Below are 23,236 nucleotides of genomic sequence, written 5' to 3'. Positions count from 1 at the left end.
CAATGGTTATAGCGAGTCAACCACACGTCAGACAGACGTGAACCAATCAAAACTATTCCCTTGAACAAAACATGATAATCAGTTATACTTGAAGAGTAAATAACGGAGAAAAGTTCGCGGTTTACGATTCTCTCAAAAAATAAGGAGTATTAAATCTCATGGTAGATTTTAATTCAAAAGAGTACTTGGGACTCGTTGATAAGTGGTGGCGTGCTACCAACTATTTGTCAGCAGGGATGATCTTCTTGAAGAGCAACCCGTTGTTCTCAGTTACTAACACACCAATCGAAGCTGAAGACGTTAAAGTTAAGCCAATTGGTCACTGGGGAACAATTTCAGGACAAACATTCTTGTATGCTCACGCCAATCGTTTGATCAACAAGTATGATTTGAACATGTTCTATATCGGTGGTCCAGGACACGGTGGCCAAGTTATGGTTACTAACGCCTACTTAGATGGCGAATATACTGAAGATTACCCAGAAATCACACAAGATTTGGAAGGCATGAGCCGTTTGTTCAAGCGTTTCTCATTCCCTGGTGGAATCGGATCGCACATGACCGCTCAAACACCTGGTTCATTACACGAAGGTGGTGAATTAGGCTACTCACTATCACACGCATTCGGTGCCGTTTTGGATAATCCAGAACAAATCGCTTTTGCTGTTGTAGGTGACGGTGAAGCCGAAACAGGGCCATCAATGACTTCATGGCATTCAACAAAGTTCTTATCAGCTAAGAACGATGGTGCTGTATTGCCAATTTTGGATTTGAATGGTTTTAAAATTTCAAACCCAACACTCTTTTCACGTATGAGTGATGAAGAAATTACAAAGTTCTTTGAAGGATTGGGATATTCACCACGCTTTATTGAAAATGATGATATTCATGATTATGCTGCATATCACGAATTAGCAGCTAAAATCTTTGATCAAGCTATTGAAGATATCCAAGCTATCCAAAAAGATGCTCGTGAAAACGGTAAATACGAAGATGGTACAATCCCTGCATGGCCTGTGATTATTGCGCGCTTGCCAAAGGGTTGGGGTGGTCCAACAATCGATGCAAAGGGTAACCCAATCGAGGATTCATTCCGTGCTCACCAAGTACCATTGCCTTTGGAACAACACGATTTGTCAACTTTGGATCAATTTGAAGAGTGGATGAATTCGTATAAGCCTGAAGAATTGTTCAATGCTGATGGTTCATTGAAAGATGAATTGAAGGCGATTGCTCCTAAGGGTGACAAGCGTATGTCTGCTAACCCTATTGCTAACGGTGGTCGCCGTCGTGGTGAAAAGGCGCAAGATTTGACATTGCCTGACTGGCGTAAATTCACAAACGATATTACTAATGAAAATCGTGGACATGAATTTGCAACAGTTACTCAAAATATGGATATGACAACCCTTTCAAATTATTTGGAAGAAGTTATGAAGTTGAATCCAACGTCATTCCGTGTGTTTGGTCCTGATGAAACAATGTCAAACCGTTTGTGGAGTCTCTTTAACACAACTAACCGTCAATGGATGGAAGAAGTTAAAGAACCAAACGACCAATATGTCGGTCCTGCAGGCCGTATTATTGATTCGCAATTATCAGAACATCAAGCAGAAGGCTGGTTAGAAGGTTATACATTAACTGGTCGTGTAGGAATCTTTGCATCTTATGAATCATTCTTACGTGTTGTGGACACAATGATTACACAACACTTCAAGTGGTTGCGTCATGCTTCAGAGCAATCTTGGCGTAATGATTATCCATCATTGAACTTGATTGCAACGTCAACTGCGTTCCAACAAGATCATAACGGTTATACTCACCAAGATCCAGGTCTATTGACTCACTTGGCTGAGAAGAAGTCTAACTTTATTCGTGAATACTTGCCAGCCGATGGTAACTCATTGTTAGCTGTTCAAGCACGTGCTTTCTCAGAGCGTCACAAGGTTAACTTGTTGATTGCTTCAAAGCAACCACGTCAACAATGGTTTACTGCTGATGAAGCTGATGTATTAGCTAACGAAGGTTTGAAGATCATTGATTGGGCTTCTACTGCACCTTCTGGTGATGTTGATATCACGTTTGCATCTGCTGGTACAGAACCAACGATCGAAACATTAGCTGGATTGTGGTTGATTAACCAAGCCTTCCCAGAAGTTAAGTTCCGTTATGTTAACGTTGTTGAATTGCTACGTTTGCAAAAGAAGTCAGAACCTAACATGAATGACGAACGTGAATTGTCAGATGAAGAATTTGGTAAGTATTTCCAAGCTGATAAGCCAGTTATCTTTGGTTTCCATGCATACGAAAACTTGATTGAATCATTCTTCTTCGAACGCAAGTTCAAGGGTGATGTTTATGTTCACGGTTATCGTGAAGATGGTGATATCACAACAACTTACGATATGCGTGTTTATTCACACTTGGATCGTTTCCATCAAGCTAAAGAAGCAGCCGAAGTTTTGTCAGCTAATGGTACAATTGACCAAGCTGCTGCGGATACATTTATTGAAAAGATGGATGCAACGCTTGCAAAGCATTTCGAAGTTACTCGTAACGAAGGACGTGATATTGAAGAATTCACTGATTGGAACTGGTCACCTTTGAAGTAATTTAATTTAAAGGCCAGCCTGAATCATTGTATGATTTAATTCGCTAGTAAATAAAGTGAACCAAGCACACGCTTGGTTCACTTTTTTATGTCTTGGTAATTAGACTGTTAATTGAATTAGGAAAAGGACACGGATTTGTATAAAAAAGATGAGCGTGCAGATAAATTAGGTGAAATCTGGGATATTTATGATGCAAATAGACATTTAACAGGGCGTAAACATTTAAGAGGACGTAAACTAGGTAATGGGGACTATCACCTGGTAGTCAATGCTTTGATTTTTAATGTTGATGGTCAAATATTAATGCAACAACGATCATTCAATAAAATGAGCTACCCAGGTGTATGGACATCGGCTACAGGTGGGTCTGCCCTGACTGGCGAGAGCAGCAGACAAGCTTTAATGCGTGAATTATCAGAAGAATTAAATTTATTGGTTACGTCGGATCGCTTACAATTTGTTAATTCAATCAAGTATCCCGATTGGATTGAAGATTGGTTTACAGTGTGTATTGACGCATCATTGACCAATTTAGTTTATCAAAGTTCAGAGATTGAAGCGGTACGCTGGACGTCCTTAGAGGAAGCCATAAAAATAAATAATTATAATGATGTAAACGACAGTACCTTATTAACTCGAGCGCAAGCCTTACTGTTTTAATGATGAAACCAGAAGTAATGATAGGTCGTATTTATATTGTAAATTACTGTGGAATTTGATATGATAAGCTTCATATGCATGGCTTTTAAAATAAGAAAATAGTCATACTTTATTGGAATGAGATGATAGAATCAAGCTTAGATAATGAGGGGATTTTCATGTCAGATTTTTTTAAACTAGATCGTAATATTCAATTACGCATTGTAATTATGTTTATTACGATTGCTATCGGATCATCTGTTGGTCCTAACATGACAATCTATTATGTTGCCTATTTTGGTGCCGGTATCACGGGGATTTTGTTAGTTTTTGTCCAAGTAGCAGGGTTCATTGCAGGACTATACGGTGGACATCTGGCTGACGTTTGGGGCCGTAAACGGGTTATGTTAAGCGGTATCGGAGCAATGGCAATTGGCTATACGATTGCAGCAGCTATGAATTCACCAATTTATATTAATCCATACGTGACTTTTTTTGGATTTCTACTGGCCACAGTGGGGATGAGCTTCGCCTCACCGGCAGAAGAAGCGATGATGATTGATGTTTCAACATTGCAAAATCGTAAGTTTATATACGCAATGATGTATTGGGTCGTGAACCTTTCTGTTATGATTGGTGCTGCATTGGGCGGTTGGTTCTTCAAAACAGCACGATTTGAATTACTGGTTGGGACAGCAGTAGGTGCAATTATAAGCCTATTGATTGTTTTGTTTTGGATTACTGAAACATTTCAAAAAGAGAAACGCCAAAGTAAGGGACAGTCGGTGTGGGATGTATTAAAAAGTTACCGCACAGTATTTTCAGATAAGCGTTATTTAAAGTTTATGGTAGCTGGTATTGGCGCCGTTGTTATTTTCTCATCACCAGATTATTATTTAGCAGCCCATCTGGCGCAGACGTTTCATAGCATTACTGTGATGGGTATTCCCATTTTTGGACAACGTATGTTGTCAGTCATTACTATTGTAAATACTTTCTTGATTGTACTATTGATGGGGACCATGACAAAATTGTTTGCAAACTGGTCAAATCTCAAAGCGAGTCTTGTAGGTATTGCCATACAGGGTGGTAGTTTTGCTTTGATGTTTTTACTCACTGATTTTTGGCCGCTATTGATTGTAGCGGTCGTATTAACAATGGGCGAAATGATTGTGACTCCCGCTAATCAATCGCTTCGAGCTGAGATGATGAATCCAAATAAAATTGGTGCATATAGTGGCTTTAGTGCAGCAACAAGACCGGTTGGCTATATTTTATCATCAGGGATTGTCAGTGTTTCGGTGTTCATCGGTCACATCGGTGCAGCAGTATTGTTGCTTGGTGCAACAGTGGTGAGCATGTGGTTTACGTATCTGGCTGTTGTGATGCTTCGTGAAAACAGGACGGAATAGTACCTTAAATAGATTAATTAGTGCTGTGGTTTTAATGCACTGTAATCGCTTTCTTTGCTATAATGTAATTATGAACTTACAAAGTGCAAGATTCATGATAGGTACTAACGCAATTATTTTTAACGAAGGAGAAAGTAACTGTACACGCGTCCAGTGTCAAGGCATTGACAATGACGCGTAATCTGATTACAAAGACGACACATACCATGTCAAAAATTAAAATTGTTTCAATTGATATCGACGGCACACTACTTAATGATCAACGAGAAATTACACAAGAAGTGAAAGCAAGTGTTCAGCAAGCTTTGGCAAACGATGTTAAAATAGTTATTACAACTGGGAGACCTTTGCCAGGGGTCCGTGATATTTTAGCTGATTTGGGTATTCAGGGTAACGATCAATACGTGATCACATATAACGGTGGTTTGGTCCAAACGGCAGACGGTGAAAAAACATTATTTCGGCAACCACTAGCTGTTAAGGAATTTCAAGAAGTCAACAATTTTATGCTAACGCAAGATACTTACGTACAAGTTGAAACGCACGATGCTGCCTATACGACAAATCATAAAATCCATCCTTGGGCTAGTTTTGAAAATAGTCTAGTTAATTTGCCATTATTTGTTTTAGACACAGAAACTGACTTGGAAAAGGTCGAATTTATTAAGGCAATTGCCAATGCTGAAAGTCAAGAATTAGATAAAGTGCAAGCAGCAATACCAACTGAAATTTTAAATCATGTTAATGTGATTCGATCAACGGCTAATAACTTAGAATTTATTGACCGTCAAGCTTCTAAGGGAAATGCGTTGCTTGCCTTGGCGGATGTTTTAGGCATTGAACATATACAAACAATGGCTATTGGTGATCAAGCAAATGACTATTCAATGATAGAACAAGCTGGTGTTGGTGTGGCAATGGGGAACGCAATTCCAGAATTAAAAGCTATTGCTGATTATGAAACAGCTACCAATAATCACTCAGGTGTGGCACAAGCCATCAAAGCGTTTGTGCTGGATTAACCTAATGCGAAACAATTAATTTTGGAAAACTGTTTTAAGCAGAAAAAAATATGCGGAGGTCGCAAAATGAATGTATTATTATCAGGAGAAGTAACAGAATTAGTTGGAGAACCACTAAAAGTTGGTGAAACACTACCACATTTCAAGCTAGAGGATGAACATGGTGATAAGGTTAAGACCGCTGACTTAGTTGGTAAGCTAACTTTGATTTCCGTTGTACCAGATCTAAACACTGGCACGTGCTCTTTGCAAACACGCCATTTTAATCAAACAGTTGATCAATTTAATGATGTACAATTTTTGACTGTTTCGACGAATTCTGTTGCAGAACAGCGCGACTGGTGTGCGGCTGAAGGTGTGCATAATTTGCGCATGCTATCAGACGAGCAAGAATCGTTTGGTTATGCTACAAAGCTTTATGTACCAGCACAAGGATTTGATGCACGTGCTGTTTACATTGTTGACGAACAAGGTGTTGTACGTTATGCACAAATTGTACCTGAAATATCAGAAGAACCTAATTATGATGAAGCATTGACAGCATTGAAGTCATTTTTGATTGCATAACCGTATTTTTTAGGCAAACATAACAATCATGCTTATCAAATTTATGTTTAAAAGATTAACAAAGCGTTGAACGTGAGTGGCTTTTGTTAATCTTTTTTGTTAAAATAAACATGGACGTGAATTTCACATAAAATAGTTGGAGCTAAACATGCCAGAACCTAAATTGAAACTTTTTTCTTTAAGCTCAAATGAGCCACTTGCAAAAAAAATTGCTGAATCAGTTGGCGTGCCTTTGAGCGAGATATCTGTGAAGCGATTTGCTGATGGTGAAGTACAGATTAACATTGAAGAGAGTATTCGCGGCGATAACGTTTTCGTTATCCAATCGACTTCTGCCCCAGTCAATGATAACTTGATGGAGTTGTTGATTATGATTGATGCGTTGCGTCGTGCATCTGCCAATCAAATTAACGTTGTCTTGCCATATTATGGCTATGCACGTCAAGATCGTAAGGCGCGATCACGTGAACCAATCACGGCAAAGCTCGTTGCCAATATGTTGGAACGTGCAGGAACAACTCGCGTTTTGGCACTAGACTTGCATGCTGCACAAATTCAAGGTTTCTTTGATATTCCGATGGATCATCTACAGGCTGCACCATTGTTGGCTGACTATTTAATCGAGTCGGGCATTGCGGATAAGCATAATTCAGTTATTGTTTCTCCAGATCATGGTGGTATGACACGCGCACGCAATTTGAATAATATGCTGTCGTTAGAGTCACCGGTTGCTGTTATTGACAAGCGCCGACCAAAACCAAATGTTGCTGAAATTGGTAGTATTGTTGGTGATGTTCAAGGTAAAACAGCAATTATGATTGATGATATGATTGACACTGCTGGGACCATTACACAAGGCGCTGAATTAGTCATGGCACACGGTGCTAAAGAAGTATATGTTGTTGCTTCACATGCTGTATTTTCAGGACCTGCAGTGGAACGCCTTCAGAATTCTGTTTTTACAAAAGTTATTTTAACTGATTCTATTAATTTGCCAGCAGATAAAAAATTCGACAAACTCGAAATTGTATCCGTTGGTGAATTGATTGGCGAGGCGATTCGACGTATCAGCAATAATGAAGCAATTTCGTCATTATTCAAAAGTCGTTTCCACCGGCGATCACATTAAACGACCAATATCGTGTTATTTTGACATTGAAACCGAGTAAATCGGTTTTTTGTGTGTTAAATATTACAGAATGACAGAAAAATGATATACTTAAACATAGACAAACTATTAGAAACACGTTAGGAGAACGTCCATGAGTAAAATTTTGGTTGTGGATGATGAGAAACCAATCTCAGATATCATTAAATTTAATTTAACAAAAGAAGGCTATGAAGTGATCACCGCAGCTGACGGTCAAGAAGCGTTGACCGTTTTCAACGAAGAGAAGCCGGATCTGGTTTTACTTGACCAAATGTTGCCTGAAATTGATGGTGTTGAAGTATTACGTCAAATTCGTTCGAAATCAGAAACACCCATCATTATGGTGACAGCTAAAGATTCTGAAATTGATAAAGTTTTGGGATTAGAAATGGGCGCTGATGATTATGTGACTAAACCATTTTCAAACCGAGAATTGGTAGCACGAGTTAAGGCTAATTTACGTAGTCGCAAAGCTGTAGCACAACATAGTGATGATACTGTGGCCAACACAGAAGATATAGAACTCGGTGATTTGACAATTCATCCCCAAGCTTATATGGTTTCAAAAGTGGGGCAAGACATTGAATTGACACATCGTGAATTTGAGTTATTATACTACCTCGCACAACACATTAGCCAAGTTATGACACGTGAACACTTACTGCAACAAGTTTGGGGATATGATTATTTTGGTGATGTCCGAACAGTTGATGTAACAGTACGCCGTTTACGTGAAAAAATTGAAGATAATCCAAGTCACCCTAATTGGTTGGCAACACGTCGTGGTGTTGGGTATTATTTACGTCCGGATGCGGAGTGAGCCATATCTAAATCACATTAATTGCTTTGCTCTGTAGCTGGTAGCGCATAGCGTCAGCGTCGTGAAGAGGCTTCTTCTGTTTGATACACTAAGGAGACAGACGCAATGCGTCAGCAATTATGAACAGTAATACGAATTTTTTTAAATCTATACGTTTTCGCATCACACTTGTTTTTGTGTTGCTGATGATTATCGCACTCGAGCTTTTGGGTGCGTTTTTTGTACGTCAAATAGAACAACAAAATTTAGCAACATTTCAGCAGCAGATTACTTTACCAAAATATGTGACTGATCAAATTACAACGGCACTAAAAGATCGAGACGTGAATGCTGGTAACCATGCGATTCAAGATGTATTGTCTGATTTAAACAATACGAACTTGCAAGAAGCACAGGTTATTGATAAAACAGGGACAATTCGCGGTACTTTATCCGTTTCTGGACAACAAACGATTGGTCAAAAAACAACGGATTTGAATGCACAAAAAGCCATTGCAGGGGAACAGTCCTTTTTAAAATCACGCACAATCAATGAAAATGGTGAGCGAAAGGAACTTGTGACGACAACACTTGGCGTCACAACGGACCGTGTCCGAGACATCACAGGCATTATTATTGTGAAAGCGAGTTTATTACCGGTTTATCAGAATGTTAACAATGTGATGCGATTATTTGTGGTTGCTGGATTAATTGCCCTGCTAGTCAGTATTATGTTGGCCTTGTTCCTTGCTCGTACGTTAACACGACCCATTGCGCAAATTGACGAGCAAACGACTAAAATTGCAAACGGCGATTATTCCATGGTAAATCATATTTATGGTTCTGATGAGCTGGGTCATTTGGCACAATCAGTTAATGAATTATCAACACGTGTTGAAGAATCAACAGAAACCGTCAACGCTGAACGTAATCGTTTAGATTCAGTTTTGACGCACATGGCGGACGGTGTGTTAGCTGCTAATCGGCGTGGTGAGATAACAATTATTAACCAGGCTGCAGCAAATTTTGTTGGTATTGATCGGGAAGCAGCCATTGGTAAAAATGTTGTTGATCTGTTGCGGCTAAAAGGCAAACGCACGTTACGTGATATGTTAGAGAACCTTGAAGATTTTCGAATTGACCTATCTGATGATAGCAAAGATATATTGGTACAAGCTTATGTCTCACTGATTAAGCGACAGTCTGGGTTTATTTCTGGTTTAGTCGTTGTGTTGCACAATATCACCGAACAACAACGTATTGATTCAGAGCGACGCATGTTTGTTTCCAATGTATCGCACGAATTACGAACACCACTAACTTCAGTGAGATCATACGTTGATGCTTTAGCAGAGGGTGCTATTAACGATCCTGACATGGCCCAAAATTTTTTGGGTGTTGTGCAAGATGAAACACAGCGAATGATTCGTATGATTAATGACTTATTAGCACTATCGCGATTAGATCAGGGTACCATGGAAGTTAAACTAGAAGTTATTAACTTGAATAGTTTATTTAACTTCGTTTTAAACCGATTTGATATGATTATTGAAAACGATGCAAAGAACGCAGATACACCGAACAAAAGCTATAATATTCAACGTGAATTTACAAACGAAGATGTTTGGGTCGAAGTTGACCCAGATAAATTTACCCAAGTGTTAGATAATATTATGAATAATGCTGTTAAGTATTCACCTGATGGTGGGACGATAACTGCGCGACTAATTAAAACAAAAACACGGGCTATTTTGAGTATTTCGGATCAAGGTTTAGGCATTCCACGTAAAGACTTAGATAATATCTTTAATCGCTTTTTCCGCGTTGACAAGTCGCGTTCACGCGCACAAGGTGGGACGGGATTAGGATTGGCTATTTCCAAAGAAGTGGTCGAAAAGTTTAACGGGCGTATTTGGGTTGATTCCGTAGAGAATGAAGGGTCAACCTTCTACATCTCACTAGCCTATGTTGATGATGCTGTCATTGAGGAGGACGATTGGGATGCGGAATAGACGTAAATATTTCCAAAGTACACTCTTGAATATGGCATTAATTTTAGCCATTACTTTTTCGGTAATTTTAACAGGATTTGTATTCAGCTCATTTGGTAAAAATGAAGCGCCAGATCAATCTGAAAATCAGCAACCGGAACAACGATTGTTAGAAATGTTTCGACCAACGCAGTATATTGTGACTCAATCTAATGGCCATCAACAGCTCGTTGTGAACGGTACTGATGAAAAAATTAAAGGTATTCGACGTGCAGTCACACAGTCGACATTTGATGAGGCACAAACCAAAACAGTCACAACAGGTCAAATTAAAAAAATTTTATCAACAAAGAAATCACAAATTTTTCGTTATCCTGATGTGATTCCTATTTCTTATTTTAATACGCGTTATGAGCAGCATATTTCAGCGCAAAAGCCTTTTAATTTTAACTATTTTGTCTTGTCTCTTGATCGTACAGAATATGGTTATTTTGTGAATACCAAAACGAATCAAGTCACAACAGTTAAAGTGAGTAAGTTGAATAGCGGTCAGACATGGGAACAGGTTAATAAATTACCAACCAATTTGACAGTTGATTTTAAAGCCTATAATGGTCGGGTTGTCCTTAATTATCCAGAAAAATTCAAGTTACCGGTTTATTCTTATCTGGTGAATCATCGGGATCCTAAAACGTATGTTTCTTCACTTTTAGGCACGATGAATCAATTGAAGATTACCCAAGATGACACTAAAACGGTGTATACGAATAAATTAAATAACCAGCAAATAACTTATGACCCATCTTGGGAAACGGTTAAATTTGAAGATCATAATCCAAAAAATAAGTTACCTAAAACATATCTCGACCGATTAAATTCTAATTTCTCACAAATCAACTTATTACAGCTCGATCTAACGGATACACGTTTTTATGAAAGCCAAGATAATGGGAAGAAAATTACATTTAGAACCTATGTTGAAGGCTTCCCAGTTTATTTCCAGTCGCAAAGTGGTGCTATTCATATGGTCATGGATAAGTATGGTAACTTAACAAGTACTTATTCTCTTAATGAACTTGGTGTGCCTGTCCCTAATCGACAATCAGATGTTGAACTGCCAGCAACTGAGACAGTGATTAAACAGTTAACGGATGCTGGTGTAAAGGCAAGTGATTATAATTTTATTACGCCAGGGTACGAATGGTTAATTAACGAAGATAGTCAGGCAGCAGTTAACATGGAGCCTACATGGATGATTGAAACGCATAGTGGTTGGCAGAGTGTGACATCATATTTGCGAAACCGGTAAGCTGAGTTGAAATAAAAACATCAGGAGGAAAATATGCAATTTAAACGACTTAAAGTCTTAATGCTCGTTTTGTTTTTTTTGTTAGATATTTTTCTGCTTAACTGGTGGCGTGCAGGCCAAGTGCCTAATGAACAGATAACGGATGCTAATGCTAACATCATTACCGAAATGAAAAAACAGAAAATTCATTTACCAAAGTTTAGCACTACGGTTCAATATAGTGGCTATATTGCTGCACAGCGTGGTGATAAAGGTACCATGACTTTACCTTCTGGGTTAAATGTGACCACCAATAGTCAATCAGACACAGTAACTGTTAAACTTAAAACGCCAGAATTACCAAAGAAAGAAACGGTTATTTCTGCTAATAGTCATAACCCGCTAACAATTGCAAACCGCGGAGGATATCGTTATAATCCTGTGTTAACGGCAGATAAAACGAATTCGGACAGTGTTTACTCCCAACGTATTAGAGGATTACCAGTAATTTCTGATAATGGGACAATGACTTTTCAATATAATAAAGAAGGTAAAATTACTGGATTTGTTCAGAGGCAGATCGTTAACGTGCAACGACTCCGCGATGATCGTGCTACAATTACTGAAGAAGAGGCCATTGTCGCATTGTATCGGTATAATGAGTTAGATAGTGGTGATCGTTTATCTTCAGGCTATTTATCATATGATAAAAGTCTTACTGTTAATGGGTATGATATTTACTTGCCAGTTTGGGCATTTGAGGCGCATAGTGGTAATGAAAAATATATTTTGAAAATTAATGCTTTCACTGGTGATAATTTATCGGAGTAATTTAATTTAATATTAATTTTTATGCGTTATAATAAGAATAATTCAATTGGTGGGTGATTAAAATGGCACAAAAATCATTAACAACGGTCGTAATAACTGGCGCAATCGCCGGTATTATCGGTGGCGGGGTTGTTTTATATGGACAAAATAGTCTTGAAAATTTACAAACATCAACTCAAAAAGTGAATACAAAAGCTGACAAAACAGTAAAAATAGCTAATAATGCCACGGCAACGACAGCTTATAATAAAATTTCTGATGCTGTCGTTTCTGTACTGAATTTTTCTAAGGATGGTAGTAACACTTATCAAGAAGCATCTGAAGGATCGGGTGTGATTTACAAAAAAGCAGGCAGTGATGCCTATATTGTGACAAATAATCATGTTATTGATGGGGCTGCACAACTGCAGGTGATGTTACATGATGGTAAAAAAGTCATTGCAACCCTTGTAGGTAAAGATGCAATGACGGATTTAGCAGTTCTAAAAATTAGCTCAGAAAATGTCAAAGCGACAGCAGACTTTGGCGATTCTAATAACATACAAGTTGGACAAAAAGTACTCGCAATTGGCTCACCTTTAGGATCGGAGTATGCTTCTTCAGTAACTGAGGGTATTATCTCTGCCAAAAAGCGTCTGGTAGCGACAACTTCAGAGAATGGTCAAAACTATGGTGGTTCAACCGTCATTCAAACGGATGCTGCCATTAACCCTGGAAATTCTGGTGGTCCGCTTGTCAACTTTGCTGGTCAAGTTGTTGGTATTAATTCTATGAAGTTATCATCATCATCTTCTGGTACAAGTGTTGAGGGGATGGGGTTCGCTATTCCATCAGACCAAGTCGTTGATATTGTTAATAAATTGGTTAAGGACGGCAAGGTAACGCGACCGGCAATTGGTATTGGATTGGTTGAACTTTCTGCTGTCACTGTTGACGATCAAAAATCATTACTTAAAATTCCAGCAAATATTACTGGTGGCGTTGTTGTAATGAGCACGACGAAGGATGGCCCAGCAGACAAGGCTGGCTTAACAAAGTATGATGTCATTACTGAAATTGACGGTAAAAAGGTTATGGGCCAGGCAGAGTTACGAGAAGCCTTATATAAGCACGACCTGAACGACACAGCCACCATTACCTATTATCACCATGATACTAAAAAGACAGTGAAAGTTAAATTAACTCAGAAACTAGCAAACTAACGGATTCCGTTAGTTTTTTCTTTACCTTTTGTTGACAAAACGATGAAAATAGGCGTTTTCTGATAATGTTGAAAACTATTGCAAAATGTTGATAATCGATTGTAAACGTGAATAATTTGTTGATAACTAATAAAAACTATGTGGAAAACTGATGAAAAAGATAAAGAAAGCTTAAAAAGAGTCATAAGCACCTCTTAGGAGGCGTATTTTTACGTTGAAATACGATGTATTTGTTAAATGTACGTGTTTTAATTAATTTTTTGTCTTTTGAAGTGTTGAATGGGCAATTAAACGATCTAAATGCTAACGTTCCGTTTTAGAAGTATTTGTATCGTCAAGGGAACAAATGTGCTTATCCACAGTTGTGGATAAAAAAGTGGAAAACTGTGGATAAGTATTAATTGATAGGACATAATTTGTCCAAATAGCCTTAAAGAGCCTTTTAAAAGTTATACACAATTTTGTTCAAAAATTGAAAAAAATGTGGATAAATAATAATGCGAACATGTAAATAACTGGTATAATAGCTTTACATAGATTTTACAAACAAGTTGTTCGTGTGGATAATTGTGGATAAGTAAAACAACACAAATGTTTGCGCTAGGGATAATATTATTAAGAAAGTTTAAAGTTGAAGAAAAATGAACATCAAATTAATTACAGTTGGTAAATTGAAAGAAACCTATCTCAAGGAGGGGATAGCGGAGTATATTAAACGATTATCGCGTTTTGCTAAAACAACGTTGATCGAATTACCTGATGAAAAAACGCCTGAGAAAGCTAGTATTGCGCAGAATAAACAAATTATGTCTAAAGAAGGCCAACGTATTCAGGAAAAAATTGGCCCTCGAGACTTTGTCATTGTCTTGGCTATTGAAGGAAAACAATTGGCATCAGAGGAATTTGCCCAAAAAATGGTTGATATTACAGTAGCTGGTTATTCAGATATAACGTTTATTATTGGTGGTTCACTGGGACTTGACCCAATGATTAAACAACGTGCTAATTTAAAAATAAGCTTTGGGTTATTGACATTGCCTCATCAACTCATGCGACTTGTGCTCGTTGAACAAATTTATCGTGCTTTTATGATTCAACAAGGTTCACCCTACCATAAGTGACTATAATTAGTTAGCTAATCTATCCGAGTTGTCCTATAATATAGTAAACTATAATTTATTAAAAAGAGGTTAGATGATTATGAATGAATTTCCACAGGCTTTAACAATTGCTGGATCGGATTCAGATGGTTCAGCAGGTTTACAAGCTGATTTACATACATTTTTTATTCGAAAAACATATGGTATGAGCGTACTTGTGGCTGCTGTGGCTGGAAATTCATATGGTATTCATGCATCTGAAACGCTACCATTAGCATTTATTGAGAAACAGTTTGAAGTACTAGCTGATGATTTTAAGATTCGTGCCAGTAAAACAGGCATGCTTTCTGATGCACCTTTAATTAAAACTGTTGTTCGGGCATATCAGAAGTATGAGTTTGGGCCACTAGTAGTTGATCCTGTAATTACAACGAAACATGGGGCGCAGCTTTTGGCTGAAAGCGCATTTCAAGCGCTAAAAGAGTTATTGTTACCTCTGGCCGAAGTAGCAACACCAAATTTTTTTGAAGCCCAATTGTTAACAGGTCTTACAATTAATTCAGAAGCGACCCAACGTGAAGCAGCTAAAGCAATTCAAAAGTTGGGTGTGAACAATGTTGTTGTTAAAGGGTGGCATAATCAAATAGATCAATCTGAGGTGGCTGATTATGTTTTGCTAGCTGATGGGCATGATTTTTGGTTACGTCATCGGTATTTTGACACGACGCATATTAATGGCACAGGTGATACACTAAGCGCCACAATTGCAGCTGAATTGGCTAAGGGGCAGACTGTCGAACAAGCTATCCGCATTGGTCACGATGTCACGACAGCAGCCATTGAAAATGAAATTGCAGTTGGCCATCAGTTTGGTCCTATTAATCATTGGGCAGCGGCAGATATATAAATGACATAAAAAACATCAAAAAAGACGCACATCACTGATATGCGTCTTTTTTGATGTTTTATGTCATGGTCGTGGTGCTTTGATCAAACGCGATCGATAGGTGCTTTGTTACTAAATAAGAGCGTTAATGCTGCAGCAACGAGCATTAATAAGGCAGCTATGAAGAATGTTGTTTTAATACCATGTAGTTGAATGAGTGTGTCTAACATGCTTCTGTGCGTAGTACCGTAATTCATGGCAGATTTAGTCATAATTGTTACTAATGCGGCCGTCCCAAATGATGCAGCAAGTTGTCGAATTGTTGTAAACATTGCTGAACCATCAGGCATAAGTGCTAATGGTAAGGCGTTGAAGGCTTCTGTTTGAATTGGCATGAGGACAAGGACCAAACCGAGCTGTCGAATAAATTGACCACTGACAATAATCCAAAATGGTGTTGCTAGGGTTAGGGCGGATAAAATAAATGTACCCAACGCAGTAATTAAGATACCTGCTAAAGTGAGATATTTAACACCATAGCGATCATACAAACGACCGCTCCAAGGTGATAAGAATGCGGTAACTAAGGCTCCAGGGAACAAAACAAGGCCTGATACCAATGCAGAAGAACCGCGAACAGTCTGCATGTACAGTGGTAGCATTAGCGCACCACCATACATTGAAATCATCAAAACGATGTTAATTAGCATAGCCAGCACAAATTCGCGATGTGTGAAAACAGCCATATTAAGTAATGGTGTCTCGGTTAAAAATTGGCGCCAAACAAATAATGTTGTCACAAGAATACCAATAATGATAAATCCCCAAACAGTAAAATCTGACCAAGGGGTTGCACCAGCGTTAGAAAAACCGTAAAGTAAGGAACCAAGACCGATACTGGATAAAACGACGCTCAAAAAGTCAAATTTAAGCATTTTTGGTTCGCCGATATTTTGTAATAAAAAGTAAGCGAGTATAAAGTTAGCAATAATCAAAGGGGCAACAATAAAAAATAAGAAACGCCAGGAAAGATTAGTGACAATAAAACCAGATAGCGTTGGCCCTAGTGTAGGGGCAAAGTTGAGGGCCAAACCAATAAGGCCCATGGCGCCACCACGTTTGTCAGGGGTAAATAGATTCATGACAACGACGTTCATGAGAGGCCCAAAGACACCAGCACCCATTGCTTGAATCATACGTCCTGTGATAAGGACTGTAAAGTTAGGCGCAAACCCTGCTATTAACGTGCCGATAGCAAATAATCCCACAGCTGACAGGTATAATCGGCGTGTTGTTAGTCGTTGGATTAAGAAGGCGGTCAGGGGGACCATGATGCCGTTGACAAGCATATAACCGTTTGTAATCCACTGACCAAGACCAGTATCAATATGAAATTCGCTCATGATATTAGGCAAAGCAACGTTCATCAGCGTTTGGTTTAGAAATCCGAGAAATGCGCCGATTACTAATATCGTCAAAATTGATTTTTGTTTTTGTGATATATTCAAATGGTATCCACCCTTTCTTGTTAAATAAAGTATAACAAAATATTAGCAGTAATATCGGAATAAAGATGTAAACAAAAAACCAGTATATTTACTGGTTTTTTGCCCAAAGAAATTAAACTACTTTGTTACAGGTAATTCTTCTGTTTTACCTTTTGCCCATTGTTGCAACTTTGCGATAGCAGTTTGACGTTGCTTCTTGGCTGAGTTGTGTCCGACCTTGCGAGCACGGGCGAATGAATTAAGCGGCTTCTTTAATGCCATGATGGGTACTCCTTTTTCAAATGTTTTACATACAAGATATTATTATACGTTATATACCTCAAAAAATCAAGGTTTAAACTTCATAAGAGTTTCTAAAAATCGTGAAAACTAGGGTACAATAGATATATGGAAATATGGTCTGAACAAACAATTAAAGATTTTCAACGAACGTTACTTGATTGGTATGATAACGAAGGGCGCGCTAATTTACCTTGGCGATTAAATCATGCGCCCTATCGTGTACTCGTTTCTGAGATTATGCTACAACAAACACAAGTAGATACGGTTTTACCTTATTATGAACGTTTCATGACAGCTTTGCCAACTGTAAAAGATTTAGCGCAGGCACCTGAGGAACAAGTTCTGAAACTTTGGGAAGGCTTGGGCTACTATTCACGTGCGCGTAATTTACAAAAGGCGGCTCAGTATATCGTTAATGATTTACATGGCCATTGGCCAGAAAGCGCTGACGATTTACAGATGTTACCGGGGGTTGGACCTTATACATCAGCTGCAATTGCTTCGATTAGTTTTGGCGAGGTTGTCCCAGCAGTTGATGGTAATGCCTATCGTGTGTTTAGTCGCTTACTTAAGATTGATGATGATATCGCTAATACAAAAGCGCGCAAGGTTTTTTATGATGCTATTTTACCAATTGTTGACCCACTACGCCCTGGTGACTTTAACCAAGCAATCATGGACTTGGGATCAAGTTATATGACAGCGAAAAATCCTGATAGTCAGGGTTCGCCTGTACGGGCATTCAACGCTGCTTTTCGTGATGGTGTGGAATTGTCTTATCCAGTTAAAACGAAAAAGAAAAAGCCTGTGAAACAACAGTATATGGCTATCGTTTCTGAAAAACAAGGTGAATTATTATTTGAACATCGGCCTGACAAGGGGCTGTTGGCAGGATTTTGGACCTTCCCATTAGTAGAAATCAATAGTATTGAGGAGATTAATGGGCAGCAGCTTAACATTAAACCAATTACTCACGTGTTCACACATCGACGTTGGGAAATTTGGCTCGTGCGACAAGAACTGACACCAAGAGAAAATCAAGCGTATTTATCATTAGATGATTGGCAAAAGTTGTCGTTGCCAACAATTCAACATAAGTTGCTTAAAGCACTAAGGGAGTTAAATTAATGTTTTTAAATCAGAAGTTAAAAAAATTATTTTTTTGGACAATTGAATTGCTTGCATTATCGTTATTAATTTTGATTGTATCCGGATTTGATTTTTTAATGCGACCAATTTCAGTATTTATCTCGACAGTATTTGTGCCACTATTGGTAGCGGGATTTCTTTATTATGTTTTAAAACCTGTTTTAAAGCTTGTTCAAAAAATAAAAATTTATGGTTGGCAAATTCCTCGTCAAGCAGCAGTTATTATTACTTTTTTATTCTTTTTATCAGTAATTGCTGGTGTCATAGTTGGTTTAGTGCCAACATTGGTACACGAAATTACAAATTTGATTACTGCACTGCCAGGGTTTGCACAAGATATGCAGCGATTTACGACAGAAACGATTAATAGTAAGTGGTTTGGCAATTTGAACTTGTCAATTAATGTTGATCAAGTACGAGATGCTGTTGGCAAATATGCAGCATCATTTTTGACAATTACAGCTGGCACTTTAGGATCAATTGTATCTACAGTGACTTCGGTGACAATCAATTTAGTGACTATTCCTGTTGTTCTATTCTATATGCTAAGTGATGGCGAACGTTTGGTGCCAGCCATCAAAAAGATGTTCCCAGAACGTCATGCGGATAAAATAACTGAATTAACAACTAAAATGGACAACACAATAGAGCGGTATATTTCTGGGCAAGCCATTGAAATGTTATTTGTGGGTGTAACAATGGCCATCGGGTATTTTATTATTGGACAACCATATGCTTGGTTGCTTGCGGTTGTGGCAGGTATTACGAATATTGTGCCTTATATCGGTCCTTGGATTGGTGTTATACCGGCTTTACTTGTTGCTAGTACACAATCATGGGAACAATGTTTATTTGTTTTCATTGTGATGACTGTAGTTCAACAACTTGATGGTAACTTTATTTACCCTAATGTCATTGGTAAATCATTAGCAATTCATCCATTAACAATTATGATCTTGTTAATGGTAGCGGGAAACTTGTGGGGCATTGTTGGTATGATTTTAGTTGTCCCAGTCTATGCTGTATTCCGAGTGATTATTAAGTTTGTCTTTGAATTGATTTCACTAACAAAAAGTAAAGATGTGTTATAATGACCTTATGACATGCTAGTTATTAAGTGAGGTTATAAATTATGAAGACGTTTGATTTTGAAAAAAATATTGCTATTTTACAAGATGCCAAAGGCAAGGAGATCGGATGGTATGGTAGCCATTACCCGGCCTATTCAACTGATATTATAGTTTTCGCCCAAAGTTATTTTAAATCAGATGCATATGATCGTTATTTTGATCGAACACTGCGTCAATATGGTTTCCGTGAAGGTATACCAGAAGAAAAGGTAGCAGAGATTGCCAAAGAATCAGATAACTATGATCTTGTGCGCGCTTTAATGTCTGCAGTTATTCGTGGTGAAAAGTATACACCAGGTATGTGGCAGGTACTCGTTTATAATGGTATTATGCTTGACTTATTAGTACGTCAGTATCAACTTAAAACAAATATTCAATTAGCTATTGACGTATGAACTTTTTTCAAGTAAACTAATATAGTTGCGTAATCAACAAAGATGCGGGTGTGGCGGAACTGGCAGACGCGCTGGATTTAGGTTCCAGTGCCGCAAGGCGTGCAGGTTCGATTCCTGTCACCCGTATAAGAGGATGATTGTTCTCTGGGGTATCTGGTATGATTTAGGCATACCTGAGTACTTGGCGTTGCCGACTTAGCTCAGTTGGTAGAGCATCTCACTAGTAATGAGGGGGTCAACGGTTCGATTCCGCTAGTCGGCATGATGTAAAAAGTAGTGATACACTGTATCACTACTTTTTATTTACTAATCTATTATGCTTTACAAACTAGTGGGTTTATTATATACTGCTAATATGCTAAGCACACTAGCTAAAAGGTGAAAAAATGAAATCAAATACTTCTAGTCAAATGCTTAAAGGAATTTTACAAGGTGTAATGTTAATTATTTTAGAAAAAAAACCAGACTATGGTTATGGTATTAGTAAACAAATCAATCAATATGATTTATCTGATATACCAAAGGGGACAATTTATCCTTTACTGACAACGATGGAGAGACGTGGCTTAATTGAAGGGAAAATGAAGTCGTCATTAGAGGGTCCGGATCGAAAATACTATTTCATTACAAATAAAGGTATACAGGCAAAAAGAGAATTTGTTAATGAATGGCAATTTTTAGAACATGCAGTGAATCGTTTGATTGACGAAAGGAATCATAATGAAAACCAAGGAAATAATTGAAGCGAACAACTTGTTACGTGAAAATTTGAATAAAGAAAATAAAGTGTTTTATGAAAACTTATTGTTGTATATCAGAATCGAAGGTTTTGCACGCGATGAACACAAAATAGAGACACAACTATTAAGCATATTACAGGATATTTTGGAGGCACAAAACGAAGGTGTTTCAGCAGCTAGTTATTTGGGTAAGAACCCAAAAATAGTTGCTGATGAAATATTATCTGAGATGCCACGTCGTATCTGGGAAGTTATTAGAGTAGGTCTATATATGTTGTTAACGTATATTTGTATTTGCTTATTACCATCCTTGATGATAGCAGAGAGGCCACTGGATGTGGGCATGTTAGGAATTTCAGGAGTTTTGTTATACATTGACATTTTGATTGGTTTTAAATATTCAGGACGAGCAATATATCAAGTCAATACGACATTAAAAAATAAATATTTACGATATTTTGTGATTTGGATAGTAGCCAGTGTTGCTATTGCACCAATTTACTTGGTGAATATATTTCTGAAAACACCATTGCGTTTACGGTTGGATGGTGGATTGGGCATCGCTGTTATTTTATTAGCGTTAACAAGTGGACTATATTTTATCCTCCGTGCAAAGGATAAAACATTACTTTGGCCCTTTGCCATCTTTTTAGTCGGTGCAGGCATTATGGGAATCGTGACACGACTGCCTGAATTAAATGATTTATTGCTGCATACGACAAATGGCCGATACTTGATAGCTGGCATAATAATGGTGTTGTTATTATTATTTTACCTATTAAGTTTTATAGCACTGAAAAAAATTAAAAAGCAGGATCAAAGTTATTAAAAAAAGCAGGTGCTACGTTTTTAAACGTAGCGCCTGCTTTTTTTATGAATGATCACGTTTTGTCAACTTCACAACGCCTTCCCAGCGCGCTGTTTGTGGGAACATATCAATACTTTGAATATACTCAACTTTGTATGCTTTCGTTAAGTCAACTAAATCACGGGCCAATGTTGAAGCATTGCATGAAATATAAACAAATTTTTCTGGTTGCGTACGCAGAATTTCACGACGTAACGCAGTATCTAATCCAGTTCGTGGTGGATCAACGACCAGTGCATCAGCTAACCAACCTTCTGATTGCCATTTTGGAAATAGTTCTTCTGCTGTGCCTATTTCGTAATGTGCATTTTCAATATGATTGATTTTAGCATTAATATTAGCATCATCAACTGCTTCGGGAATAATCTCCATACCGCGGACTTCGCCAACTTTATCAGCTAAACTTAACCCAATTGTACCAACACCAGCGTAGGCATCGACTAATTTATCAGCATGGGTCAAATTAAGCGCACTTAGTGCCTCTTTGTAGACTACAGACATCTGCGTGTGGTTTAACTGCATGAAGGCACGTGGGGACAACTGGAAAGTTTTACCCATAACGGTTTCTTCGATGTAATCTTTACCCCACAATTTAATTGTTTCATCGCCCCAAACTAGGCTAGTACGACCAGGATTAAAGTTTTGGAAAATACCTGTCACTTCTGGTAAAGCTTGATTAATGGCTGCAATCAGTGCGGTGTCTCCTGGAAAACCATCTGTGTTGGTGACAAAGGTGAGTTGTACGTCACCAGTAGTGTGTGAAACACGTGCAACAATTGTTTTGACTGTGCCACGATTCTTGTCTTCATTATAGATAGAAACGGATAGTTTATCGAGTAATTCACGAATTGTGCGAAGTACTTTCATAGTTGCGGGATTTTGTGTATGAACGACAGGTAAATCTACCAGGTCATGGCTGCTGCGTTTATACATACCCACCCGCAGTTGGTCACCAATTTTTCGAACAGGAAATTGTGCTTTGTTACGATATTCGTAAGGGTTTTCCATACCAATTGTGTTGCGTAAATCATAAGTAGACCAACCTTTTGGTTGAAACTTTTCCAATGATTGGACAAGGACATCTTTTTTAAAAGCTAATTGCGCAGCATAAGTCATATGTTCAAGTTCAAAACCACCAACTTCATCAGCAAACTCATCTAATGGTTTAACACGATTAGGTGATTTTTCACGAATTTTTAATACTTTAGCAGCAATGTATTTTGGTTGCACCTCAGTTACTTTAACAACGGCGACTTCGTCTGGCAAAGCACCGGGGACAAAGACAATTTTACGTTTAAAGTAGCCAATACCTTCGCCGTTAATGCCTAGACGTTTAATTGTCAAAGGGAAGTTTTGACCAACACGAACATCAACACCTTCGCTGTTCTTTTGTTTGTTTCCTTGTTTACGTGGGTCAAATTGTTTGCCATAGTAGGTTTTTTTACCAGTTGTTGCACGATCCTTTTGTGGATACAGGCGTTTTTTGCTGAAATTTTCTGTCATTATTTTAGTGTATTTACAGCCTATGAAGTACAGTAAATACAATTCCTTTCTGCATTGCAATGCCGCGGTGACGTTGTTACTTATTAAGTATAACAGCTCCAAAAATATAAAATAGTTTACATATATGAATGTTTCACACTTGTGTTATAGCACGTATGTGAT

Annotated in this window: 21 protein-coding genes and 2 tRNA genes; 20 read left to right on the top strand and 3 right to left on the bottom strand. The window is 38.1% G+C overall.

The window, feature by feature from the left end; genetic code table 11:
• Nucleotides 1-158: 158 nt before the first annotated feature.
• The 13 genes from JOD28_RS06165 (at nt 159) to thiD (ending at nt 15,520) form a co-directional block, all read left to right on the top strand.
• Nucleotides 159-2,612 carry a phosphoketolase family protein gene (locus tag JOD28_RS06165; protein WP_204769959.1) on the top strand — a complete coding sequence of 818 codons (2,454 nt, stop codon included), beginning with the start codon at nt 159-161 and terminating at the stop codon, nt 2,610-2,612.
• Nucleotides 2,613-2,747: 135 nt separating this feature from the next.
• Nucleotides 2,748-3,272: an NUDIX hydrolase gene (locus JOD28_RS06160; RefSeq protein WP_204769958.1), complete on the top strand. Its 525-nt coding sequence runs from the start codon at nt 2,748-2,750 to the stop codon at nt 3,270-3,272.
• 158 nt (nt 3,273-3,430) lie between these two features.
• Nucleotides 3,431-4,663, top strand: coding sequence for an MFS transporter (locus JOD28_RS06155; RefSeq protein ID WP_204769957.1), 1,233 nt, complete (start codon nt 3,431-3,433; stop codon nt 4,661-4,663).
• Nucleotides 4,664-4,869: 206 nt separating this feature from the next.
• Nucleotides 4,870-5,685 (top strand): Cof-type HAD-IIB family hydrolase, encoded by an 816-nt coding sequence (locus tag JOD28_RS06150; protein WP_204769956.1) that lies wholly within the window; start codon nt 4,870-4,872, stop codon nt 5,683-5,685.
• A 66-nt stretch (nt 5,686-5,751) separates the two neighbouring features.
• Nucleotides 5,752-6,252, top strand: coding sequence for a thiol peroxidase (gene tpx, locus JOD28_RS06145; protein ID WP_204769955.1), 501 nt, complete (start codon nt 5,752-5,754; stop codon nt 6,250-6,252).
• A 148-nt stretch (nt 6,253-6,400) separates the two neighbouring features.
• Nucleotides 6,401-7,381 (top strand): ribose-phosphate diphosphokinase, encoded by a 981-nt coding sequence (locus JOD28_RS06140; protein WP_204769954.1) that lies wholly within the window; start codon nt 6,401-6,403, stop codon nt 7,379-7,381.
• A 133-nt stretch (nt 7,382-7,514) separates the two neighbouring features.
• Entirely contained in the window at nt 7,515-8,222 is a 708-nt protein-coding gene (gene yycF, locus JOD28_RS06135; protein ID WP_204769953.1) for a response regulator YycF, read from the top strand.
• Nucleotides 8,223-8,341: 119 nt separating this feature from the next.
• Entirely contained in the window at nt 8,342-10,213 is a 1,872-nt protein-coding gene (walK, locus tag JOD28_RS06130) for a cell wall metabolism sensor histidine kinase WalK (RefSeq protein ID WP_204769952.1), read from the top strand.
• Nucleotides 10,203-11,501: a hypothetical protein gene (locus JOD28_RS06125; protein WP_204769951.1), complete on the top strand. Its 1,299-nt coding sequence runs from the start codon at nt 10,203-10,205 to the stop codon at nt 11,499-11,501. Before walK ends, JOD28_RS06125 begins: the two co-directional genes overlap by 11 nt.
• Before the next feature lie 33 nt (nt 11,502-11,534).
• On the top strand, nt 11,535-12,311 hold the full coding sequence (yycI, locus tag JOD28_RS06120) for a two-component system regulatory protein YycI (RefSeq protein WP_204769950.1): 777 nt from the start codon (nt 11,535-11,537) through the stop codon (nt 12,309-12,311).
• 62 nt (nt 12,312-12,373) lie between these two features.
• Nucleotides 12,374-13,513: a S1C family serine protease gene (locus JOD28_RS06115; protein ID WP_204769949.1), complete on the top strand. Its 1,140-nt coding sequence runs from the start codon at nt 12,374-12,376 to the stop codon at nt 13,511-13,513.
• 641 nt (nt 13,514-14,154) lie between these two features.
• Nucleotides 14,155-14,634 (top strand): 23S rRNA (pseudouridine(1915)-N(3))-methyltransferase RlmH, encoded by a 480-nt coding sequence (rlmH, locus tag JOD28_RS06110; protein WP_204769948.1) that lies wholly within the window; start codon nt 14,155-14,157, stop codon nt 14,632-14,634.
• Between the two features lie 79 nt (nt 14,635-14,713).
• Nucleotides 14,714-15,520, top strand: coding sequence for a bifunctional hydroxymethylpyrimidine kinase/phosphomethylpyrimidine kinase (gene thiD, locus JOD28_RS06105; RefSeq protein WP_204769947.1), 807 nt, complete (start codon nt 14,714-14,716; stop codon nt 15,518-15,520).
• Nucleotides 15,521-15,603: 83 nt separating this feature from the next.
• On the opposite strand, the gene JOD28_RS06100 is transcribed toward thiD, so the two are convergent.
• Both JOD28_RS06100 and JOD28_RS06095 read right to left on the bottom strand, forming a co-directional pair.
• Complete coding sequence (locus tag JOD28_RS06100) at nt 15,604-17,007, bottom strand: MDR family MFS transporter (protein WP_204769946.1); 1,404 nt, start codon at nt 17,005-17,007, stop codon at nt 15,604-15,606.
• Between the two features lie 117 nt (nt 17,008-17,124).
• A complete protein-coding gene (locus JOD28_RS06095) occupies nt 17,125-17,268 on the bottom strand; it encodes a hypothetical protein (RefSeq protein WP_013103050.1) in 144 nt (47 codons plus the stop codon).
• Between the two features lie 126 nt (nt 17,269-17,394).
• Here JOD28_RS06095 and mutY point away from each other — a divergent pair, with 126 nt between their 5' ends.
• The 7 genes from mutY (at nt 17,395) to JOD28_RS06060 (ending at nt 21,532) form a co-directional block, all read left to right on the top strand.
• The gene (mutY, locus tag JOD28_RS06090) at nt 17,395-18,417 is read left to right on the top strand and encodes an A/G-specific adenine glycosylase (protein WP_204769945.1); all 1,023 of its coding nucleotides are present in this window, start codon (nt 17,395-17,397) and stop codon (nt 18,415-18,417) included.
• Complete coding sequence (locus JOD28_RS06085) at nt 18,417-19,529, top strand: AI-2E family transporter (RefSeq protein WP_204769944.1); 1,113 nt, start codon at nt 18,417-18,419, stop codon at nt 19,527-19,529. Before mutY ends, JOD28_RS06085 begins: the two co-directional genes overlap by 1 nt.
• Nucleotides 19,530-19,570: 41 nt before the next feature.
• Complete coding sequence (locus JOD28_RS06080) at nt 19,571-19,963, top strand: hypothetical protein (RefSeq protein ID WP_204769943.1); 393 nt, start codon at nt 19,571-19,573, stop codon at nt 19,961-19,963.
• A gap of 44 nt (nt 19,964-20,007) precedes the next feature.
• Nucleotides 20,008-20,089: transfer RNA gene (locus tag JOD28_RS06075), tRNA-Leu, on the top strand.
• Between the two features lie 63 nt (nt 20,090-20,152).
• Nucleotides 20,153-20,225 (top strand) — tRNA-Thr (locus JOD28_RS06070).
• Between the two features lie 124 nt (nt 20,226-20,349).
• Entirely contained in the window at nt 20,350-20,706 is a 357-nt protein-coding gene (locus JOD28_RS06065; RefSeq protein ID WP_204769942.1) for a PadR family transcriptional regulator, read from the top strand.
• Nucleotides 20,684-21,532, top strand: a complete 849-nt coding sequence (locus JOD28_RS06060) for a hypothetical protein (RefSeq protein ID WP_204769941.1) — start codon at nt 20,684-20,686, stop codon at nt 21,530-21,532. Before JOD28_RS06065 ends, JOD28_RS06060 begins: the two co-directional genes overlap by 23 nt.
• Before the next feature lie 42 nt (nt 21,533-21,574).
• On the opposite strand, the gene rlmD is transcribed toward JOD28_RS06060, so the two are convergent.
• Nucleotides 21,575-23,074, bottom strand: coding sequence for a 23S rRNA (uracil(1939)-C(5))-methyltransferase RlmD (gene rlmD / locus JOD28_RS06055; RefSeq protein WP_204769940.1), 1,500 nt, complete (start codon nt 23,072-23,074; stop codon nt 21,575-21,577).
• Nucleotides 23,075-23,236 lie beyond the last annotated feature (162 nt).

It is taken from the genome of Leuconostoc rapi, assembly GCF_016908715.1.
In the GTDB taxonomy this organism is placed as follows: domain Bacteria; phylum Bacillota; class Bacilli; order Lactobacillales; family Lactobacillaceae; genus Leuconostoc; species Leuconostoc rapi.
The sequence above is the reverse complement of the archived record's forward strand: the minus strand, read 5'-3'. Positions and strand labels throughout refer to the sequence as shown.